Here is a 15,009-nt window from a genome sequence, read left to right on the forward strand (position 1 = left end):
CGAATACAAAAACCCATTCACTTGTCCTTGCCCCTATACCCAGTGTCGCGGGGTGGAGCAGCCCGGTAGCTCGTCAGGCTCATAACCTGAAGGCCGCAGGTTCAAATCCTGCCCCCGCAACCAACGCTATAATACACCACACGCCGCCCTCCAGGGCGGCGTCGGCGTTTGGGGCATACGCGCTGGCGACGCGTCACGGCCTCCGTCAGGCAAAATAGCAACAACCCGGCTTCAATACGGATCATCTGGGAGCGGGGCGCGGCTGGGAAGCCGGAAACGCGCCTTCTATCCCGCTTGGGATTCTGCGCCCGCAATGCGGTGCACGATCGCGGCAATTGCCTGACGGTCCAGGGGCTGGGGATCGATCGAGTTGTGGATGCCGATCCCTTCCACCAGTGCGTCAAGCGCGCGGCTGGTGAGGGGATCGAAGAAACGCTCGAGCGCGGCGCGGCTGTTGTTCATCCATCCCTGCATCACGCTGGATACCGACGGATGGCGGGCGGCAAAGGCGTAGAGTTCGTAGCTGAGCAAAAGCGTGCGGGGTTCCGCCCAGACCGAACCGGCGATGATGTCGATAATGGCGTCACGGGCGCCAGCCACGTCTTCCGCCTGTGCCAGCCGGGCGCGAAAGGCGTTCGAGCTCTCCTCCGCCAATTGGGTGAACGCCGCCATCAACAACTCTTCGAGCGTGGCGAAATAATAGGTGACCGAACCCAGCGGCACACCCGCAACCGCCGCGATCCGGCGGTGGGTGGTGCCCGACACGCCCTGCTCGGCCAGCACGTCCAGGGTGGCGGTGACGATACGCTGTCGCCGGTCGGGGTCGTTCTGTCTCGATCGTCCTCCCGCCACGCGAAAACTCCATTGCATATGATGTGTACATTTGTACACATGCTCCCCGACCGGAGGCAGGGATCTAAACCTGCTCTATCGCAAAAGAAGGTGAGGGCCATGCAGGAAGCGCATATTTCGCGCCGGGTGATCTTGGGCAGCGCGGTGGCGCTCGGCATGCCGTCGGTTGCCGGGGCTGCACAGGCGACCGGAACGACGGTCAGCGCCCTGGGACGTTCGGACGGACACTGGTTGAACGCTCCCCGGTCATGGCACGTCGAGCCGAATGGCGCGCTGACCCTGGTAACCGATCACAGCACCGATTTCTGGCGCGAGACCCATTATGGTTTCACCCGCGATAGCGGCCATTTCCTGGGCTTTCCGACCGGCGACGCCTTTACGGCGCAACTGCGGATTCGCGGGCGATATGAAAAGCTGTACGATCAGGCCGGGATCATGGTCCGGGTCGATGAGCGCCGCTGGGTCAAGGCGGGGATCGAATTGTCCGATGGCCGCGCGATGCTGAGCAGCGTGTTGACCGATGGTCGTTCGGACTGGGCGACCGGCCCCTATGCGGGCGATGCCAGCGATTTCTGGATGCGCGCGACGGTCGCCAAGGGCGTGCTGCGGTTGCAGGTTTCGGCGGATGGCAAGAATTGGCCTCTGGTTCGACTGGCCCCCTTTCCGGTCGCCGCCGCCTATCAGATCGGGCCGATGGCGTGCACCCCGGAGCGCGAGGGACTGGAGGTGCGCTTTTCCGATCTGCGGATCTCGGCGCCGCTGGGCAAAGATCTGCACGATCTGAGTTGAGCGGGATGAGCCACAAGCGAAACATGCTGGCGGGCGAACTCTATCGCGCCGACGATCCCGAACTGATCGCGGATGCGGCGCGCGCATCGTCCTGGATGAGCCGGTATAATGGTTCGATCATGGCGAGCCCGGACGAGCGTCATGGCTTGCTGGTCGAGGGGCTGGGGCAAGTCGGGGCGGCCGTGGTGGTGCGGCCGCCATTCCATTGCGACTATGGTTATAACATCCACCTGGCGGAGCGGGTTTTCCTGAATTTCGGATGTGTCATCCTCGACGTGACGCGCGTCGAGATCGGCGAGGGGACACAGATCGGCCCCGGCGTCCAGATCCTGACCGCCGATCATCCCCGCGATCCGGCTTTGCGTGCCGAGGGCTGGGAATATGGCCGCCCGATCCGCATCGGCGCCAATGTCTGGATCGGCGGAGGGGCGTTGATCCTGCCCGGTGTCACGATCGGAGACGATGCCATTATCGGCGCGGGCAGTGTCGTGACCCGCGACGTGGCGCCAGGGACGACCGTGATGGGCAATCCGGCAAGGCCCGCGCGAGCATGAGCCATCCGGCCGCCCTGCATGCCGCTCCGCCGGCCGAAAGCATGCCCCGGGCCAAGCCGCATTTCGAGGTGCTGGACGGTCTGCGCGGCACCGCCGCCTTGTTGGTCGTCGCATTCCATATCCAGGGCATCACCGTCCTGTTCGAGGCGAACAGGTTGCTGCTGCCCCATGCCTATCTGGCGGTGGATTTCTTCTTCGCGCTGTCGGGCTTCGTCATCGGCTATGCCTATGACGATCGATGGGGGCATATGACGGTGCGGGACTTCGTCGCGCGGCGGTTGATCCGGCTGCATCCGCTGGTCGTGCTGGGGGTCGTGCTGGGGCTGGTCAGCTATATGTTCGACCCCTTTGCCGGCGATCGCCAGCGGGCGCCGGGGATGCTGGTCGCGCTTGCCTTTCTGGCGGGACTGTTCGCCTTGCCGTCATGGCCGCTGCCCAATCGCCTGGGGGACAGCCATCCGCTCAATGCGCCCGCCTGGACGCTGTTGCAGGAATATATCGCCAACCTGGCCTATGCCCTGATCCTACGGCGGCTGGCGTTGCGCTGGCTGGCCGGACTGACCATGCTTGCGGCGCTGGTGTCCGCGGCGACGGCGCTGACGCTCGGCTCCTACGACACCGGCTGGGGGCTGGACAATTTCTGGGGGGCGCCGGTCAGGCTGGCCTATCCGTTTCTGACGGGGCTGTTGCTCTATCGGTTGAGCGACCGCCTGCCGCACGTCCGGCTGGGCTTTGGCGGATTGAGCCTGATCCTGCTGGCGGTCTTCGCCGCGCCGGTCCTGCCGGAGTCCGGGGGCATCAAGTGGAACGGCGTCTATCAGGCGGCCTGCGTCCTGATCCTGTTCCCCGCGATCCTGATGCTGGGGCGGCATTCGGGCGGGGGCGGGGTGACGCAGTCACTGTGTCGGGTGGCCGGGCGGCTGTCCTATCCCCTGTACATCACCCATTATCCGTTCGTGTATGTCTATATGAACTGGGTGGTGAGCGATCGGGGGAGCAGCGGCATGACGGCGATCGTCGCGGTCTCGCTCTATCTCTTCACGATCGCCTTCGCCATGATCGCTCATCGGTTCTGGGATCGGCCGATCCGCCGCTATCTGAACCGGGGGCGGGGTGGGGCCGCCCCCGCCACCCCGTAACTCTCCCTCAATAGGCGTAGCGCAGCGTCGCGAATATCGTGCGCGGGCTGCCATAATAATTTCCGCGCGCGGTCGAGTTGATGCGGGCATAATAGGTCTTGTCGAGCACATTGTTGACGTTGACCGACAGGCCCAGCCGCTCGCTGACATCATAGCCGGCGCGCAGGTCCACCACGGCATAGGCGCCTTGCCGCACGATGGTGGAGGGGACGAACGTCCCTTGCGCATTGCGGGTCGCCGCCGCGCCGCCGAAGGTGGAGCTGAACCAGGTCACCCCACCGCCCAGGCTCGCCCCCTGCAACGCCCCGCCCTGCGGCTTATAGTTGGTGAACAGCTTGACCATATGCTTCGGGATGATCGGGGTCAGCGTCAGCCCCTCGACCACCGGGTTGATGTCCGACAGATATTTGGTCCGGGTCAGGCTGTAGCCGCCATTGATCCGCCAGCCCGGCACGATCTCGCCAGAGGCTTCGGCCTCGATCCCGCGTGCGCGGACCTTGCCGATCTGATAGACGATCAGGACATTGTCGGCATCGTTGATCGTCCGGTTCCGCTGCGTGATCTGATAGGCGGCGGCCGACAGCAACAGCCGCTTGTCCATCAGCGCCAACTTGGTCCCCGCCTCATATTGGTCGCCGACCAGCGGTTCGATCGGGCGTCCGTCGGGGCGCTGGCGCCCGCCCGAATTGACCGGGCTGAAGCTGTCCGCATAGCTGGCATAGACGTTCCAGTCCCCGGTCACATCCCACACCGCGCCCGCATAGGGGGTGAAGCGGCCGTTAAAGCCATAGCGGGTCGGCGCGGGGATGCTGCCCGATGCGAGCAGCAGGGTGCGGATCGTCGTATCCCACCATGTCACGCGCCCGCCGCCGGTCAGGGTCAGCCCCGCGACCGGGCTCAGCCGCATCTGGCCGTAAATGCCATATTGCTCCACATCGGTCCCGCTGGCGCCGTAAACCTGAGTCACCAGGCGGTTGGTGCCCGGCACGCGGTAGGGGGCCGAAGGGCCATAGGGATTGAGCGGCGGCTCGGGCGGCGAGACGGGATTGAACACGTCGATCGTCGCGAAGTTCGACAGGCGGCTATAATAGGACGTGCCCGAACTGGCCTGATAATCCCAACCCAGGATCAGCGTCTGGTCGCGCCCGAACAGCGGAAAGCTGCCGATCGCGTTGAAATCGAAGGCACGGGTGCTTTGCTTGCTATCGCCGCGATAGGCGATCTGGTTGGTGACGCCGCGATTGGCGGCGGTCACCGGCTGGCTGCCGATATAGCTGTAGATGTCGATGCGATCGACATCGGTGTAAAGCCCGGTCGCGCGCAGCGTCCAGCGGTCGCTGACCCGGTGCGCCAGTTCGGCGAACCCGCTCCACGTCTTGGATTCGAAACGATTCCAGTCGGCGCCCAGATAGGTGGAGCGATCGACCGACAGCAGCCGTCCGTCGCTGCCGTCGCTGCCGCCCACATAGCCGGGCAGGCCCGACTGGATCGCGGGGCGGAAGCGGTCGTAATGGCCGCCGACGGTCAGGGTGGTCCGCTCGCCGATCTTGAGCGAGCCCGTCGCATAGGCGGCAACGCGGTTGCGGTGCGCGGTGTCGAAGAACTGATCCTGATCCTGGCCCATCACCCCGAAGCGGAAGCCCAGCCGATCGCTGGCGGGGAGCGAGGCGTCCAGCTCCAGCCGGACATTGTCGAAGCTGCCCAGTCCCGCCACCGCCTGCACCCGCGCCGTGTCGAGCGGGCGCTTGCGCACCAGGTTGATGCTGCCCGCCGGATTGCCCGCCCCGCTGAAGAGACCGGCGGGGCCGCGCAGCACTTCGACTCGGTCATAGAAGAACAGGTCCGGCACCACGGCGGGGAAAGCCAGCGCGAAGGTGGGTACGCCATCGATCAGGTAATTGTTGATCGCGAACCCGCGCGAGAAATAGGACGGGTCCTCGCTGCCCACGCCGTTGACGGTGATCCCGTTGGTTGCGGTCAGCGCGTCCTCCAGCGTGAAGAGATTCTGCGCCTCGATCTGGTCGCGCTCGATCACCGTGACGGTGTTGGGAATGTCCTTGAGCGGGGTGACAGTCTTGCCCACCTCTCGGCCATAGCTTTTGCCCAGCACCACGATGTCGTTGCCGGTCTGGTCGAGGTCGTCACGCTCGGCCGACGGCGCGGTGCGATCCGCCATGACCGGCGGTGTCACTTCGGCAAGCGCCGGTGCCGCCACCGCCGACAAAGCCAGCGCAAGCGTCTTCAATGCCGAACCAGTCAGCATGTCGTTCCCCATCTTCTATTGATATGCAGTCGCAATAGAGGGGGTGGGCATCGGGGTAAAGCGAAATCATGATAAAAACATCATGATCCTGAACGGCCTGGTTCTAGCGACCCCTGCGCCTTCTCTTCCCGGTCGGAGACATGCCCTCGGGCGGCTCGGGGGATTCGACCAGTTCGACCACGTCAAAAGCATAGCCGACCCAGCCGCGCTGACGCATCGCCTCGGCCATGGCGGCGTCGTTCGCCTGCGCGTCCTTGCGCGACTTGGCATGGCCCCAGAAGACTTCGGTGCGTCCGCCACCCAGATCGGCGACGATCCGCCAATAATGGGTGAAGGGGGCGGAGGTGGGACCGATCGTCTTCACATAGCCATCGGGCATCGTCGCGGTCAGATAGCGGGTCTTGCGTGCCATGACGCCGCCATAGCGCGGTTCGCCCGCTCGCTCATCCCGCTTGACGACGTGATGGCGTCGCGCCTACCGATGCGACGCCGGAATGTTCCGGCAATGATCGCGCCGGTTCCCCCGACAAGGGGGATTAAAAGGGAACGCGGTGAGGGCGGCGACGCCCGAATCCGAGGCTGTCCCTGCAACTGTAAGCGGTGAGCGGAGGCGCAACGGACCGGTGAAGACCGGGCCAGCCACTGGGGCAACCTGGGAAGGCGCGCCATTCGCGATGACCCGTGAGCCAGGAGACCTGCCGGCGTCAGGTCGCTCATGCCTGGTCCAGGGGATGGCCGAGGCTAAGGTCCTTTCCGACGAGCGACGCCAATGGTGGCGGAGGCGCAATGGTTTGCCATGGCGAGTGCGGAATAGCGTCCGGTACGCATGGCATCCGGCCGTTCGGAAACGCAACGGAAGGCCTCGGCTTGTTCGCGACAGGACGCTATGGGCTATGGAATGATATATTGTAACAGATTCGCATGGGCGCGATGGAGCCTGTGGAGTGGTGCCGCGCTTCTGCTCGGGGCCGGGGAAGCCAGCGCGCAACGGGCAGAGAGGCCGGGGGCCGAGGGGCAGGGGGCGGATGCCACCGTCCTGGTCGTCGGCACGCGCGAGAAACAGGCGCTGGACACACCCAATGCCACGGCCAGCCGGTTGGGCCTGACCCCGCTGGAAACGCCCGCCAGCATCGTGTCGCTGGACGGCGAGACGATCCGCGCGCGCGGCGACCTGTCGATCGTCGAGGCGGAGGCGCGCGCACCGGGCATCGCCAGCGTCGCCAATCCCGGCAATGGCGGCACCGCGCTGTCGGCCCGAGGCTTTTCCGGGCAGGGATCGGTGCTGCAACTGATCGATGGGGTGCGGCTGTTTCCGGCGGCGGGGACGATCACCTTTCCGACCGATCCCTGGATGGTCGAGCGGATCGATATACTCAGCGGCCCCGCGTCGGTCCTGTACGGGCAGGGCGCGCTGGGCGGCGCGGTCAATGTCGTGATGCGGGGGCCGACCGCCCGAACCCATGGCCAAGCCGAGATCGGATATGGCGCGCAGGACAGTTTTCGCGCAAGCGCCGGGATTGGCGGGCCGCTGGGCGATAGCTTGGGCTACCGCGTCGATGCGAGCTATCGCCGATCGGACGGCTATGTCGATCGGGGGCATTCGGACAGCGTCGCGCTGTCGGGGACATTGAAATGGACGCCATCGCCGGTCTTCGCGGTGACGGTGCGCGGCGATCATGGCGACCAGCGGCCGATCGGCTATTTCGGTACGCCGCTGATCGACGGGAAACTCGATCTGCGGATACGCGACCGCAACTATAATGTTGGTGACAGTCGGATGCGGTTTCGTGACGACCGTGCCTCGGTCCGGATCGACTGGACGCCGAGTGCGAATGTCAGCCTGTCCAACATCGCCTATTATCTGACCAGCGATCGATTCTGGCGCAACCTGGAGGATTATTGCTGGGTCTCCGCCAACGGCCGGTGCGCGGACGGTTCGACGGGCACGCCGGGCACGATCCGGCGGAGCAGCAATTACGGCATTCGCCACGACCAGACCCAATGGGGCGATCAGGCGAGTGTGACGTGGCGCGCCGGGCTGGCCCCCGGCATCGCCAATGCGCTGGTGATCGGCGGGGAGGCCAATCTGGTCCGCTTCACCCATGAGAATGACTTCGGGTCGGACGGGCAGGTCGACGCGGTCGATCCCTTTGCCTTCGATCCGGGCCGTTTCCTGGATACGCAGGGGATCGCGCCCCGTTACCGGACCCGCACGGCGGCGCTGGCAATATTTGCCGAGGATCGGGTGACGCTGGGCCGCCACTGGTCGGTGGTCGGCGGCTTCCGCTACGAGGAAAATCAGGTGAGGCGCTGGGCAATCGCCTATCCGGGGGGCGTGCGGACCGACAGCTTCGCCTTCGAAAAGACCTTCCGCAACGCCACCTGGCGGGCGGGCGTCGTCTATCAGCCCATGCCGACCCTGTCGCTCTACGGCCAATATGCCACCGGCGTCGATCCGCTGGGCACGCTGACTACCGTGTCGACGGGGCAGGTGGCGTTCAGCAATGCGCGCGGCAACCAGATCGAGGCCGGAGCCAAATGGCTGTTCCTGAACGGGCGCGGCACCGCCACGCTGGCGGCCTATCGCATCGTGAAGACCGGACTGCTGGCGCAGCGCACCCTGTCGAGCCCGGTCGAACAGGTCGGGCAGCGATCCGCGCAAGGCATGGAGGCGGCCGTGACGCTCGACCTGCCGCAGGGGTTCGGGATCGATGCCAATGGCACGCTGCTGGACGCGCGGTTCGACGATTTCCGTTCGGGCGGGACCGACTATGGCGGGCGGACGCCGCCCAACGTGCCCGAGGCGCTTGGCAATCTCTGGCTGCGCTGGGACGCCACGACGCGGGTCCAGGCCCGCGGTGGCCTGCGCTATGTCGGGCGGCGCTTCTCGGACAATGGCAATGCCTTTCGCATTCCCGGCTGTGCGACGGTGGATGCCACCCTGTCCTATGCGCTGACCCCGCAAATGGCGGTCGATGTCCGGGTCTATAACCTGTTCGACAAGGCCTATGCGATCACCGCCTATGGCGACCAGCAATGGATATTGGGGCGTCCGCGCTCGCTGGACATCGGCCTTCGTGCCGCGTTCTGATCGATCCTGGGGAAGGACGGCCGTTCGGCTGGCCTTCCTCACCCATCGCTGGGCGGGGATCGTCGCCTGCCTGTTCTTCGCGATGTGGTTCGCAAGCGGGCTGGTGATGATCTACGTGCCCTATCCCGCGCTGCCCCCGGCGGATGCCTGGGAGGGGGCGGAGCCGATCGACTGGAGCCGCGTCGTCCATCCGCCCGCCGGGGCCGAAGCCCGGCGGATCACGCTGGAGATGCGCGACGGCGCGCCGGTCTGGCGGATCGAGGACGGGGAGGGCGACACCCGCATCCTGTCGGCGGCGACGGGCATCGCCCCCGGTGCGGTCGATGCCCCGCTGGCCGCCCGCGTGGCGGCGCGCTTCGGACGGGCATCGGTCGAGCGTGTCGAGCGGGTTACCCGCGACCAATGGACCGTCGCGGGCGGATTCGACCGGCATCGGCCCTTGTGGAAGGCGACGTTGGCCGATGTCGCCGGGACCCAGATCTATATTTCCGACCTGACCGGCCAGCCGGTGCAGCGAACGACCCGGGGGCAGCGCTTCTGGAACTGGCTGGGATCGGTGCCGCACTGGATCTACCCGACGGTGCTGCGCCGGGACAATCAGGCATGGCGGCAGGTGGTGATGTGGCTGTCCGGCCCGTGCATCGCAGTGGCGCTGACCGGGATGTGGATCGGCATCTTGCGGATGCGGATCGGGCGGCGGCGTTATCGCGGCGGGCGGGTGACGCCCTATCATGGCTGGATGGTCTGGCATCATGTCAGCGGCCTGCTGGGGGGCGTGATGCTGACGACCTGGATCGTCAGCGGATGGTTGTCGGTCGATCCGTGGCATGGCTTTGCCGGAGGCGTCGCACCCGAGGCGGCGATGCGCGCCTATGCGGGACAGGCGGGCTCACCCCGAGCGCTGGGCCGGTTGCGGCAGATTGCCCAAGGTGCGCGAAGCGTCGAATGGAGCGGCGATGCCGGGCTCCGCCGGATCGCGATCGATCGTGCCTCCTCGCATCCACGCTGGCTGGAACAGGCGAGCCTGGCACCGGCGCGTCCTGCCGATCCGGTCGGGGCGGCGGCGCTGTTGGTCCCGGCCGGGCATGTCGTGCGGACCGAGACCCTGATCGAACCCGATTTCTACTGGGCCGATGCCGCGCGTCTGCCGCTGATCCGGCTGCGCTTCGACGATGCCGCGCGGACCTGGCTCTATATCGATCCGATGAGCGGTGCGCTGGTCCGGCGACAGGATCGGGTGCGGCGGGCCTATCGCTGGGTCTATTCCTTTCTTCACACCTGGGACTGGCCCTGGCTGACCGCGCGACGCCCGGTCTGGGACCTGTGGATGTGGCTATGGTCGATCGCCGGACTGGTGCTGTCGATCAGCGGCGTGGTGCTCGGCTGGCGGCGGTTGCGCCGCCCCGTCGCGCGAAGGCGTTAAAACATCATTGCCGGGGTTGGCGCGAGGGGGGCACGCCGCTTAGATGGGCGGCATGTGGCAACTCTTTCAATTCCCGCTCTGTCCCTTTTCGCGCAAGGTCCGGCTGCTGCTCGGGGAAAAGGGCGTCGGATATGAGTTGGTCCGGGAGTCGCCGTGGCAGCGTCGCGACGAGTTCCTCGACATGAACCCCGCCGGCCAGACCCCGGTGATGGTCGATGAGGAGCGCGGCGTCCTGCTGGTCGACTCGATGGCGATCTCCGAATATTTCGAGGAGACGGTCGAAAAGTCGGCGATGATCAACGGCACCGCGGTCAACCGCGCCGAGATCCGGCGGCTGGTGACGTGGTTCGACACGCATTTCTATCAGGACGTGACCGGCCCCTTGCTCCACGAGCGCATGGTCAAGCGGGTCGCACGCGTCGGCAGCCCCGATGCCAAGGGCCTGCGCGAGGCGATGAAGGCGGCGGTCGGGCATCTCGACTATACCGATTATCTGCTCGATCATCGCAACTGGCTGGGCGGTGCGACGATGAGCCTCGCCGATCTGGCGGCGGCGGCGCAGATTTCCGTCGCCGATTATCTGGGCGGCATCGACTGGAAGGGACACGAACAGACCGCGCGCTGGTATCGCGGGCTGAAGAGCCGTCCTTCCTTCCGCCCGCTTCTGTCCGAGCGGATGGAGATGGTCGCGCCGCCATCGCATTATGACAATGTCGACTTCTGACGCCGCGCCCGCCGGGCGGATCGGCATCGACGATTTCCTGGCGGTCGACATCCGCGTCGGCACCGTCATCGCCGCCGAGCCCTTCCCGGAGGCGCGCAAGCCCGCGATCAAGCTGACCATCGATTTCGGGTCGGTGATCGGCGTCAAGCGGTCCTCGGCACAGATCACCCGGCATTATACCCCCGAGACACTGGTGGGGCGGCAGGTGGCGGCGGTGGTCAACTTCCCGCCGCGCCAGATCGGGCCGATGATGTCCGAGGTTCTGACCCTGGGTTTCCCCGACGCGGAGGGGCAGGTCGTGCTGATCGCGCCGGACCTGGCCGTGCCCAATGGCGGGCGGTTGTTCTAGGAGATTCGCTTGGCCTTGGGCTTCGCTCCGTTCAACCTGAACGAAGTCGAAGGCTATATGTCGGCTTCTGTTAGCCTTAACATTTCTCTTGCGCCTTGTGCCCCGACGCGTACCATCCCGCCTCGACCGTAGGGAATAACCCACGGAGAATAGGAGGGGTTATGAAATCCAATCGCTTGGCCCGCCATGCGCTGGCCGCCTTGCTAACGCTCTCGGTGGCGGCGCCCGCCATCGCGCAGAGCGACAAGATGGCGCCGATCGCCATTCCCGCGCAGCCCAATGCCATTCCGCTGAACACCGGCCCGCTGCCCGGTGCGAAGAACAAGGAAAGCTGGCACAGCCAGTATGACAGCGTCTTCGCCCGCAACGTGACGCAGGCGACGCTGACCCCCTTCCTCCCCGATCCCGCCAAGGCGACCGGCACCGCCGTGATCGTCGCGCCCGGCGGCGGCTTTCGTACCCTGTCGATGCAGAATGAGGGCTGGGACGTGGCCAAGGCCCTGGCCGATCGCGGGATCGCGGCCTTCGTCCTCAAATACCGGTTGAACCAGACGCCCGCCGACATGGGCGAGTTCGAAAAGTCGATGACGGCGATGTTCTCCGCCGTGGCGCGTCCCACCACGCGCCCCAGCCCGGAGGAGGCGCTGAAGGGCCTGGCACCCCAGATCGCCGACTCGCGCGCCGCCTTCGCATTGGTCCGCCAGCGGGCGGGCGAGTGGAAGGTCGATCCCAACCGGATCGGCATGGTCGGCTTCTCGGCGGGTGCGATGCTGACCGTCGCGACCGTGCTCGACGGACAGGCCAAGCCCGCCTTTATCGGCGACATTTATGGCCCGCTCCAGCCGATGACGGTCCCTGCCGACGCGCCGCCGATGTTCGCCGCGATCGCCGCCGACGATCCGCTGTTCGCGGGCAAGGGCTTCGGCCTGATCGATGGCTGGATGGCGGCGAAGAAGCCGGTCGAGTTCCACCTCTATGGCCAGGGCGGTCATGGCTTCGGCATGTATCCGAAGAAGACCACCAGCACCGGCTGGTTCGACGCCTTCTACCGCTGGATGGTGATGGAAGGATTCCAAACGCCCAAGGCGAACTGATCCTTCCGTGTAAGTTCAGGGTGACCACTCTGTAGGTGGTCACCCCCTTCCCGCGCCGGGGAGGATCATTCGATGCTCTTCGACGCCTGCTCGAACAGGTCCTTGGACAGGCCCGGCGTGCCGACGATCCGGATCAACTCCGCACACATCAACTGCGAGCGCTTGGTGTCGAACCGCCGCCAGCGACCGAGCGGCGGCAACAGCTTGGCCGCCGTCTGCGGGTTCAACCGGTCGAGCGCGATCAACTGATCCGCCAGGAAGCGATAACCAGAGCCATCGGCGGCATTGAGCGCACGCTGGTTCATCCCGAATGCGCCGATCAGCGCGCGGGCCCGGTTGGGATTGGCGAGGGTGAAGTCGGGATGCTCGGCCAGCTTCGTGACCATCGCCCCGGTGTCGCTGCGCGAGGATAAGGCCTGGGTCTGGAACCATTTGTCGAGAACCAGCGGATTGTCGGCATAGCGGTCGTGAAAGCGCGCCAGCGCCACCTCCCGCTCGGGTGCGTCGGAATTGACCAGCGTGGTCAGCGCCGCCTGACGGTCGGTCATATTGTCCGCCGCCTCGAACTGCGCAAAGGCGAGCGCCGCCGCATCGGGCGCGCCGCTGGCCGCGATATAGCCTAGCGCGACGTTGCGCAGGCGTCGCCGACCCTTGGCATCAGGCGAATAGGCATAGGGGCCCTGCGCCATTTCGGCATAGAGCCGCCGCCACACCGGCTCCAGCGCATGGCCCAGCCGCTGGCGCAGTTCCTCGCGCGCGGCGTGGATCGCGTCGGGATCGACCGTCACCAGCTGATCGCCGATGAAATTCTCCGAGGGCAGCAATACGGCTTCGGCCAGGAAGGCGGGCTCCAGCCCTTCCGATTCCAGCGTGCGCGCGACCGCGTCGATCACCGCATCGGCCTGGACCGTGCCGTCGATCGTGCCCGCGACCAGCGTGTCGAGCATCAACTGCTGCATCGCTTCGTACCGGGCGAAGGGATCGTCGTCATGCGCCGACAGAAAGGCCAGATCCGCCGCCGTCCGGTCACTTTCGATCACCACCGGCGCGGAAAAGCCGCGATTGATCGACAGGACGGGGCGCTCGGTGATGGCCTCGAACACGATCGTCTCGGCCACCTGATCGAGCAGGATCAGCCGCTCGTCGGTCAGCGGGCGTCCCGTCTCAGCGCCGAACAGCCGGACCTTCAGCGGCAGCAGCATCGGCTGCTTCACATTCTGTCCCGGTGTGGCGGGGACGTGCTGCGCCAGTCGCAATTCGGCGCGCCCGCCACCGGCTTCATGGTACAAGCCCGCCGACACGCGCGGCGTGCCCGCCTGGCTGTACCAGAGGCGGAACTGGGTCAGGTCGACGCCGCCCGCTTCCTCCATACAGGCGACGAAATCCTCGCAGGTGGCGGCGGTGCCGTCGAAGCGGCTGAAATACAGGTCGGTGGCGGCGCGAAACTTCGTCGGGCCCAGGATCGTCGCCATCATGCGGATCAGCTCGGCACCCTTGTTATAGATGGTCGCCGTGTAGAAATTGCTGATCTCGATATAGCTTTCCGGGCGAACCGGATGCGCGAGCGGGCCCGAATCCTCGGGAAACTGGCTGGCGCGAAGCCCCCTCACATCCTCGATCCGCTTGACCGCGGCCGATCCCTGATCGGCGGAGAAACTCTGGTCACGATAGACGGTGAAGCCTTCCTTGAGGCTCAACTGGAACCAGTCGCGGCAGGTGATCCGGTTGCCCGACCAGTTGTGGAAATATTCATGCGCGACGACGGCAGCGATCGCGTCATAGTCGTAATCGGTCGCGGTGTCGGGATCGGCCAGGATGTAGCGGCTGTTGAAGATGTTCAGCCCCTTATTCTCCATCGCGCCGAAGTTGAAATCGTCGACCGCGACGATGTTGAACACGTCCAGGTCATATTCGCGGCCATAGACGCGCTCGTCCCACGCCATGGACAGCTTCAGGGCGTGGAGCGCATGATCGGTCTTCGCCAGATCGGCGGCGCGCACCCAGATGCCCAGTTGTACCTCGCGCCCGCTCATTGTGGTGAAGGTCGCGGCGTTGACCGCCAGATCGCCCGCCACCAGCGCGAAGAGATAGGAGGGCTTGGGGAAGGGATCGTGCCACTCCGCCCAATGGGTGCCGTCATCATTCTCGCCCTTCGCCACCGGATCACCATTGGCGAGCAGCACCGGATAGCGCCCCCGGTCGGCGGTCATCCGCACCCGGTAGACGCTCAGGACATCGGGCCGGTCGGGAAAGAAGGTGATGCGGCGAAACCCCTCCGCCTCGCACTGGGTGCACAGATTGCCGCCCGAGGCATAGAGGCCCATCAACTGCGTGTTGCTTTCGGGAGCGATCGTCACCTCGGTCTCGACGACATGCGCGTCGCCGGACAGCGGCACGACCAGTTGCTCGCCGTCGATCCGCCAGTCGTCGACCACCACGCCATCGACCATGACCGACAACGGCGTCTGGCCCGCACCGTCGAGGCGCAGCGGCTCGTCATGCGCCCCGCTCCGCTCGACCGTCAGCGCGGCGCGGACCCGCGTCTCGGAGGGGGCGAGCCGGAAGTCGAGCGCGACCTGCGGAACCGCCCAGGCCGGCGGCGTATAATCCTCTCGCCGGATGGCGGCGGGGGTCATATCGGGCTGGGCGGCGCTGCGCTGAATGTCCATGGCGGGAATATAGCCCTGGCGGGCCCGTCCGACCACCTGCGCGGCGGGAAAAACCGGAATTC

Annotated in this window: 12 protein-coding genes, 1 tRNA gene and 1 riboswitch; of the genes, 9 read left to right on the forward strand and 4 right to left on the reverse strand. The window is 66.0% G+C overall.

Going from position 1 to position 15,009, the window contains the following annotated elements; translation table 11 throughout:
* Positions 1-46 precede the first annotated feature (46 nt).
* Positions 47-123: transfer RNA gene (locus tag NZL82_RS18690), tRNA-Met, on the forward strand.
* A 162-nt stretch (positions 124-285) separates the two neighbouring features.
* On the opposite strand, the gene NZL82_RS18695 is transcribed toward NZL82_RS18690, so the two are convergent.
* Positions 286-852, reverse strand: a complete 567-nt coding sequence (locus NZL82_RS18695) for a TetR/AcrR family transcriptional regulator (RefSeq protein ID WP_261271227.1) — start codon at positions 850-852, stop codon at positions 286-288.
* A gap of 99 nt (positions 853-951) precedes the next feature.
* Between NZL82_RS18695 and NZL82_RS18700 the strand changes: the two genes are divergently transcribed.
* From NZL82_RS18700 to NZL82_RS18710, 3 genes are read left to right on the forward strand one after another with little or no spacing between them, the layout of a single operon-like run.
* The gene (locus NZL82_RS18700; protein WP_261271228.1) at positions 952-1,641 is read left to right on the forward strand and encodes a DUF1349 domain-containing protein; all 690 of its coding nucleotides are present in this window, start codon (positions 952-954) and stop codon (positions 1,639-1,641) included.
* 5 nt (positions 1,642-1,646) lie between these two features.
* Positions 1,647-2,195, forward strand: a complete 549-nt coding sequence (locus NZL82_RS18705) for a sugar O-acetyltransferase (RefSeq protein WP_261271229.1) — start codon at positions 1,647-1,649, stop codon at positions 2,193-2,195.
* The gene (locus NZL82_RS18710) at positions 2,192-3,334 is read left to right on the forward strand and encodes an acyltransferase (protein ID WP_261271230.1); all 1,143 of its coding nucleotides are present in this window, start codon (positions 2,192-2,194) and stop codon (positions 3,332-3,334) included. The genes NZL82_RS18705 and NZL82_RS18710 overlap by 4 nt, the downstream gene beginning before the upstream one ends.
* Positions 3,335-3,341: 7 nt before the next feature.
* On the opposite strand, the gene NZL82_RS18715 is transcribed toward NZL82_RS18710, so the two are convergent.
* Positions 3,342-5,597 carry a TonB-dependent siderophore receptor gene (locus NZL82_RS18715; RefSeq protein ID WP_261271231.1) on the reverse strand — a complete coding sequence of 752 codons (2,256 nt, stop codon included), beginning with the start codon at positions 5,595-5,597 and terminating at the stop codon, positions 3,342-3,344.
* A gap of 103 nt (positions 5,598-5,700) precedes the next feature.
* Entirely contained in the window at positions 5,701-6,009 is a 309-nt protein-coding gene (locus NZL82_RS18720) for a hypothetical protein (protein ID WP_261271232.1), read from the reverse strand.
* Between the two features lie 86 nt (positions 6,010-6,095).
* Positions 6,096-6,315, forward strand: a riboswitch (cobalamin riboswitch).
* A 180-nt stretch (positions 6,316-6,495) separates the two neighbouring features.
* Here NZL82_RS18720 and NZL82_RS18725 point away from each other — a divergent pair.
* The 5 genes from NZL82_RS18725 to NZL82_RS18745 all read left to right on the forward strand — a co-directional run bounded on the left by NZL82_RS18725 (position 6,496) and on the right by NZL82_RS18745 (position 12,278).
* Positions 6,496-8,688 (forward strand): TonB-dependent siderophore receptor, encoded by a 2,193-nt coding sequence (locus NZL82_RS18725; protein ID WP_261271233.1) that lies wholly within the window; start codon positions 6,496-6,498, stop codon positions 8,686-8,688.
* On the forward strand, positions 8,675-10,111 hold the full coding sequence (locus NZL82_RS18730; RefSeq protein WP_261271234.1) for a PepSY domain-containing protein: 1,437 nt from the start codon (positions 8,675-8,677) through the stop codon (positions 10,109-10,111). The genes NZL82_RS18725 and NZL82_RS18730 overlap by 14 nt, the downstream gene beginning before the upstream one ends.
* A gap of 52 nt (positions 10,112-10,163) precedes the next feature.
* Positions 10,164-10,835 (forward strand): glutathione S-transferase family protein, encoded by a 672-nt coding sequence (locus tag NZL82_RS18735; protein ID WP_261271235.1) that lies wholly within the window; start codon positions 10,164-10,166, stop codon positions 10,833-10,835.
* Positions 10,822-11,184, forward strand: coding sequence for a tRNA-binding protein (locus NZL82_RS18740; protein ID WP_261271236.1), 363 nt, complete (start codon positions 10,822-10,824; stop codon positions 11,182-11,184). The genes NZL82_RS18735 and NZL82_RS18740 overlap by 14 nt, the downstream gene beginning before the upstream one ends.
* 161 nt (positions 11,185-11,345) lie before the next feature.
* The gene (locus NZL82_RS18745) at positions 11,346-12,278 is read left to right on the forward strand and encodes an alpha/beta hydrolase (protein WP_261271237.1); all 933 of its coding nucleotides are present in this window, start codon (positions 11,346-11,348) and stop codon (positions 12,276-12,278) included.
* 65 nt (positions 12,279-12,343) lie between these two features.
* Here NZL82_RS18745 and pepN read toward each other — a convergent pair whose 3' ends face one another.
* A complete protein-coding gene (gene pepN, locus NZL82_RS18750) occupies positions 12,344-14,947 on the reverse strand; it encodes an aminopeptidase N (RefSeq protein WP_261271238.1) in 2,604 nt (867 codons plus the stop codon).
* Between the last annotated feature and the right edge of the window lie 62 nt (positions 14,948-15,009).

This window comes from Sphingomonas sp. LC-1, from assembly GCF_025371035.1.
GTDB classification, from domain to species: domain Bacteria; phylum Pseudomonadota; class Alphaproteobacteria; order Sphingomonadales; family Sphingomonadaceae; genus Sphingomonas; species Sphingomonas sanguinis_E.

Bases quoted from the DNA above. Each gene is read 5' to 3' on its own strand.
- NZL82_RS18720 (WP_261271232.1), bottom strand. From the start codon at position 6,009: ATGGCACGCAAGACCCGCTATCTGACCGCGACGATGCCCGATGGCTAT.
- NZL82_RS18725 (WP_261271233.1), top strand. From the start codon at position 6,496: ATGATATATTGTAACAGATTCGCATGGGCGCGATGGAGCCTGTGGAGT.
- NZL82_RS18700 (WP_261271228.1), top strand. From the start codon at position 952: ATGCAGGAAGCGCATATTTCGCGCCGGGTGATCTTGGGCAGCGCGGTG.
- NZL82_RS18710 (WP_261271230.1), top strand. From the start codon at position 2,192: ATGAGCCATCCGGCCGCCCTGCATGCCGCTCCGCCGGCCGAAAGCATG.
- NZL82_RS18715 (WP_261271231.1), bottom strand. From the start codon at position 5,597: ATGCTGACTGGTTCGGCATTGAAGACGCTTGCGCTGGCTTTGTCGGCG.
- NZL82_RS18745 (WP_261271237.1), top strand. From the start codon at position 11,346: ATGAAATCCAATCGCTTGGCCCGCCATGCGCTGGCCGCCTTGCTAACG.
- NZL82_RS18735 (WP_261271235.1), top strand. From the start codon at position 10,164: ATGTGGCAACTCTTTCAATTCCCGCTCTGTCCCTTTTCGCGCAAGGTC.
- NZL82_RS18740 (WP_261271236.1), top strand. From the start codon at position 10,822: ATGTCGACTTCTGACGCCGCGCCCGCCGGGCGGATCGGCATCGACGAT.
- NZL82_RS18705 (WP_261271229.1), top strand. From the start codon at position 1,647: ATGAGCCACAAGCGAAACATGCTGGCGGGCGAACTCTATCGCGCCGAC.
- pepN (WP_261271238.1), bottom strand. From the start codon at position 14,947: ATGGACATTCAGCGCAGCGCCGCCCAGCCCGATATGACCCCCGCCGCC.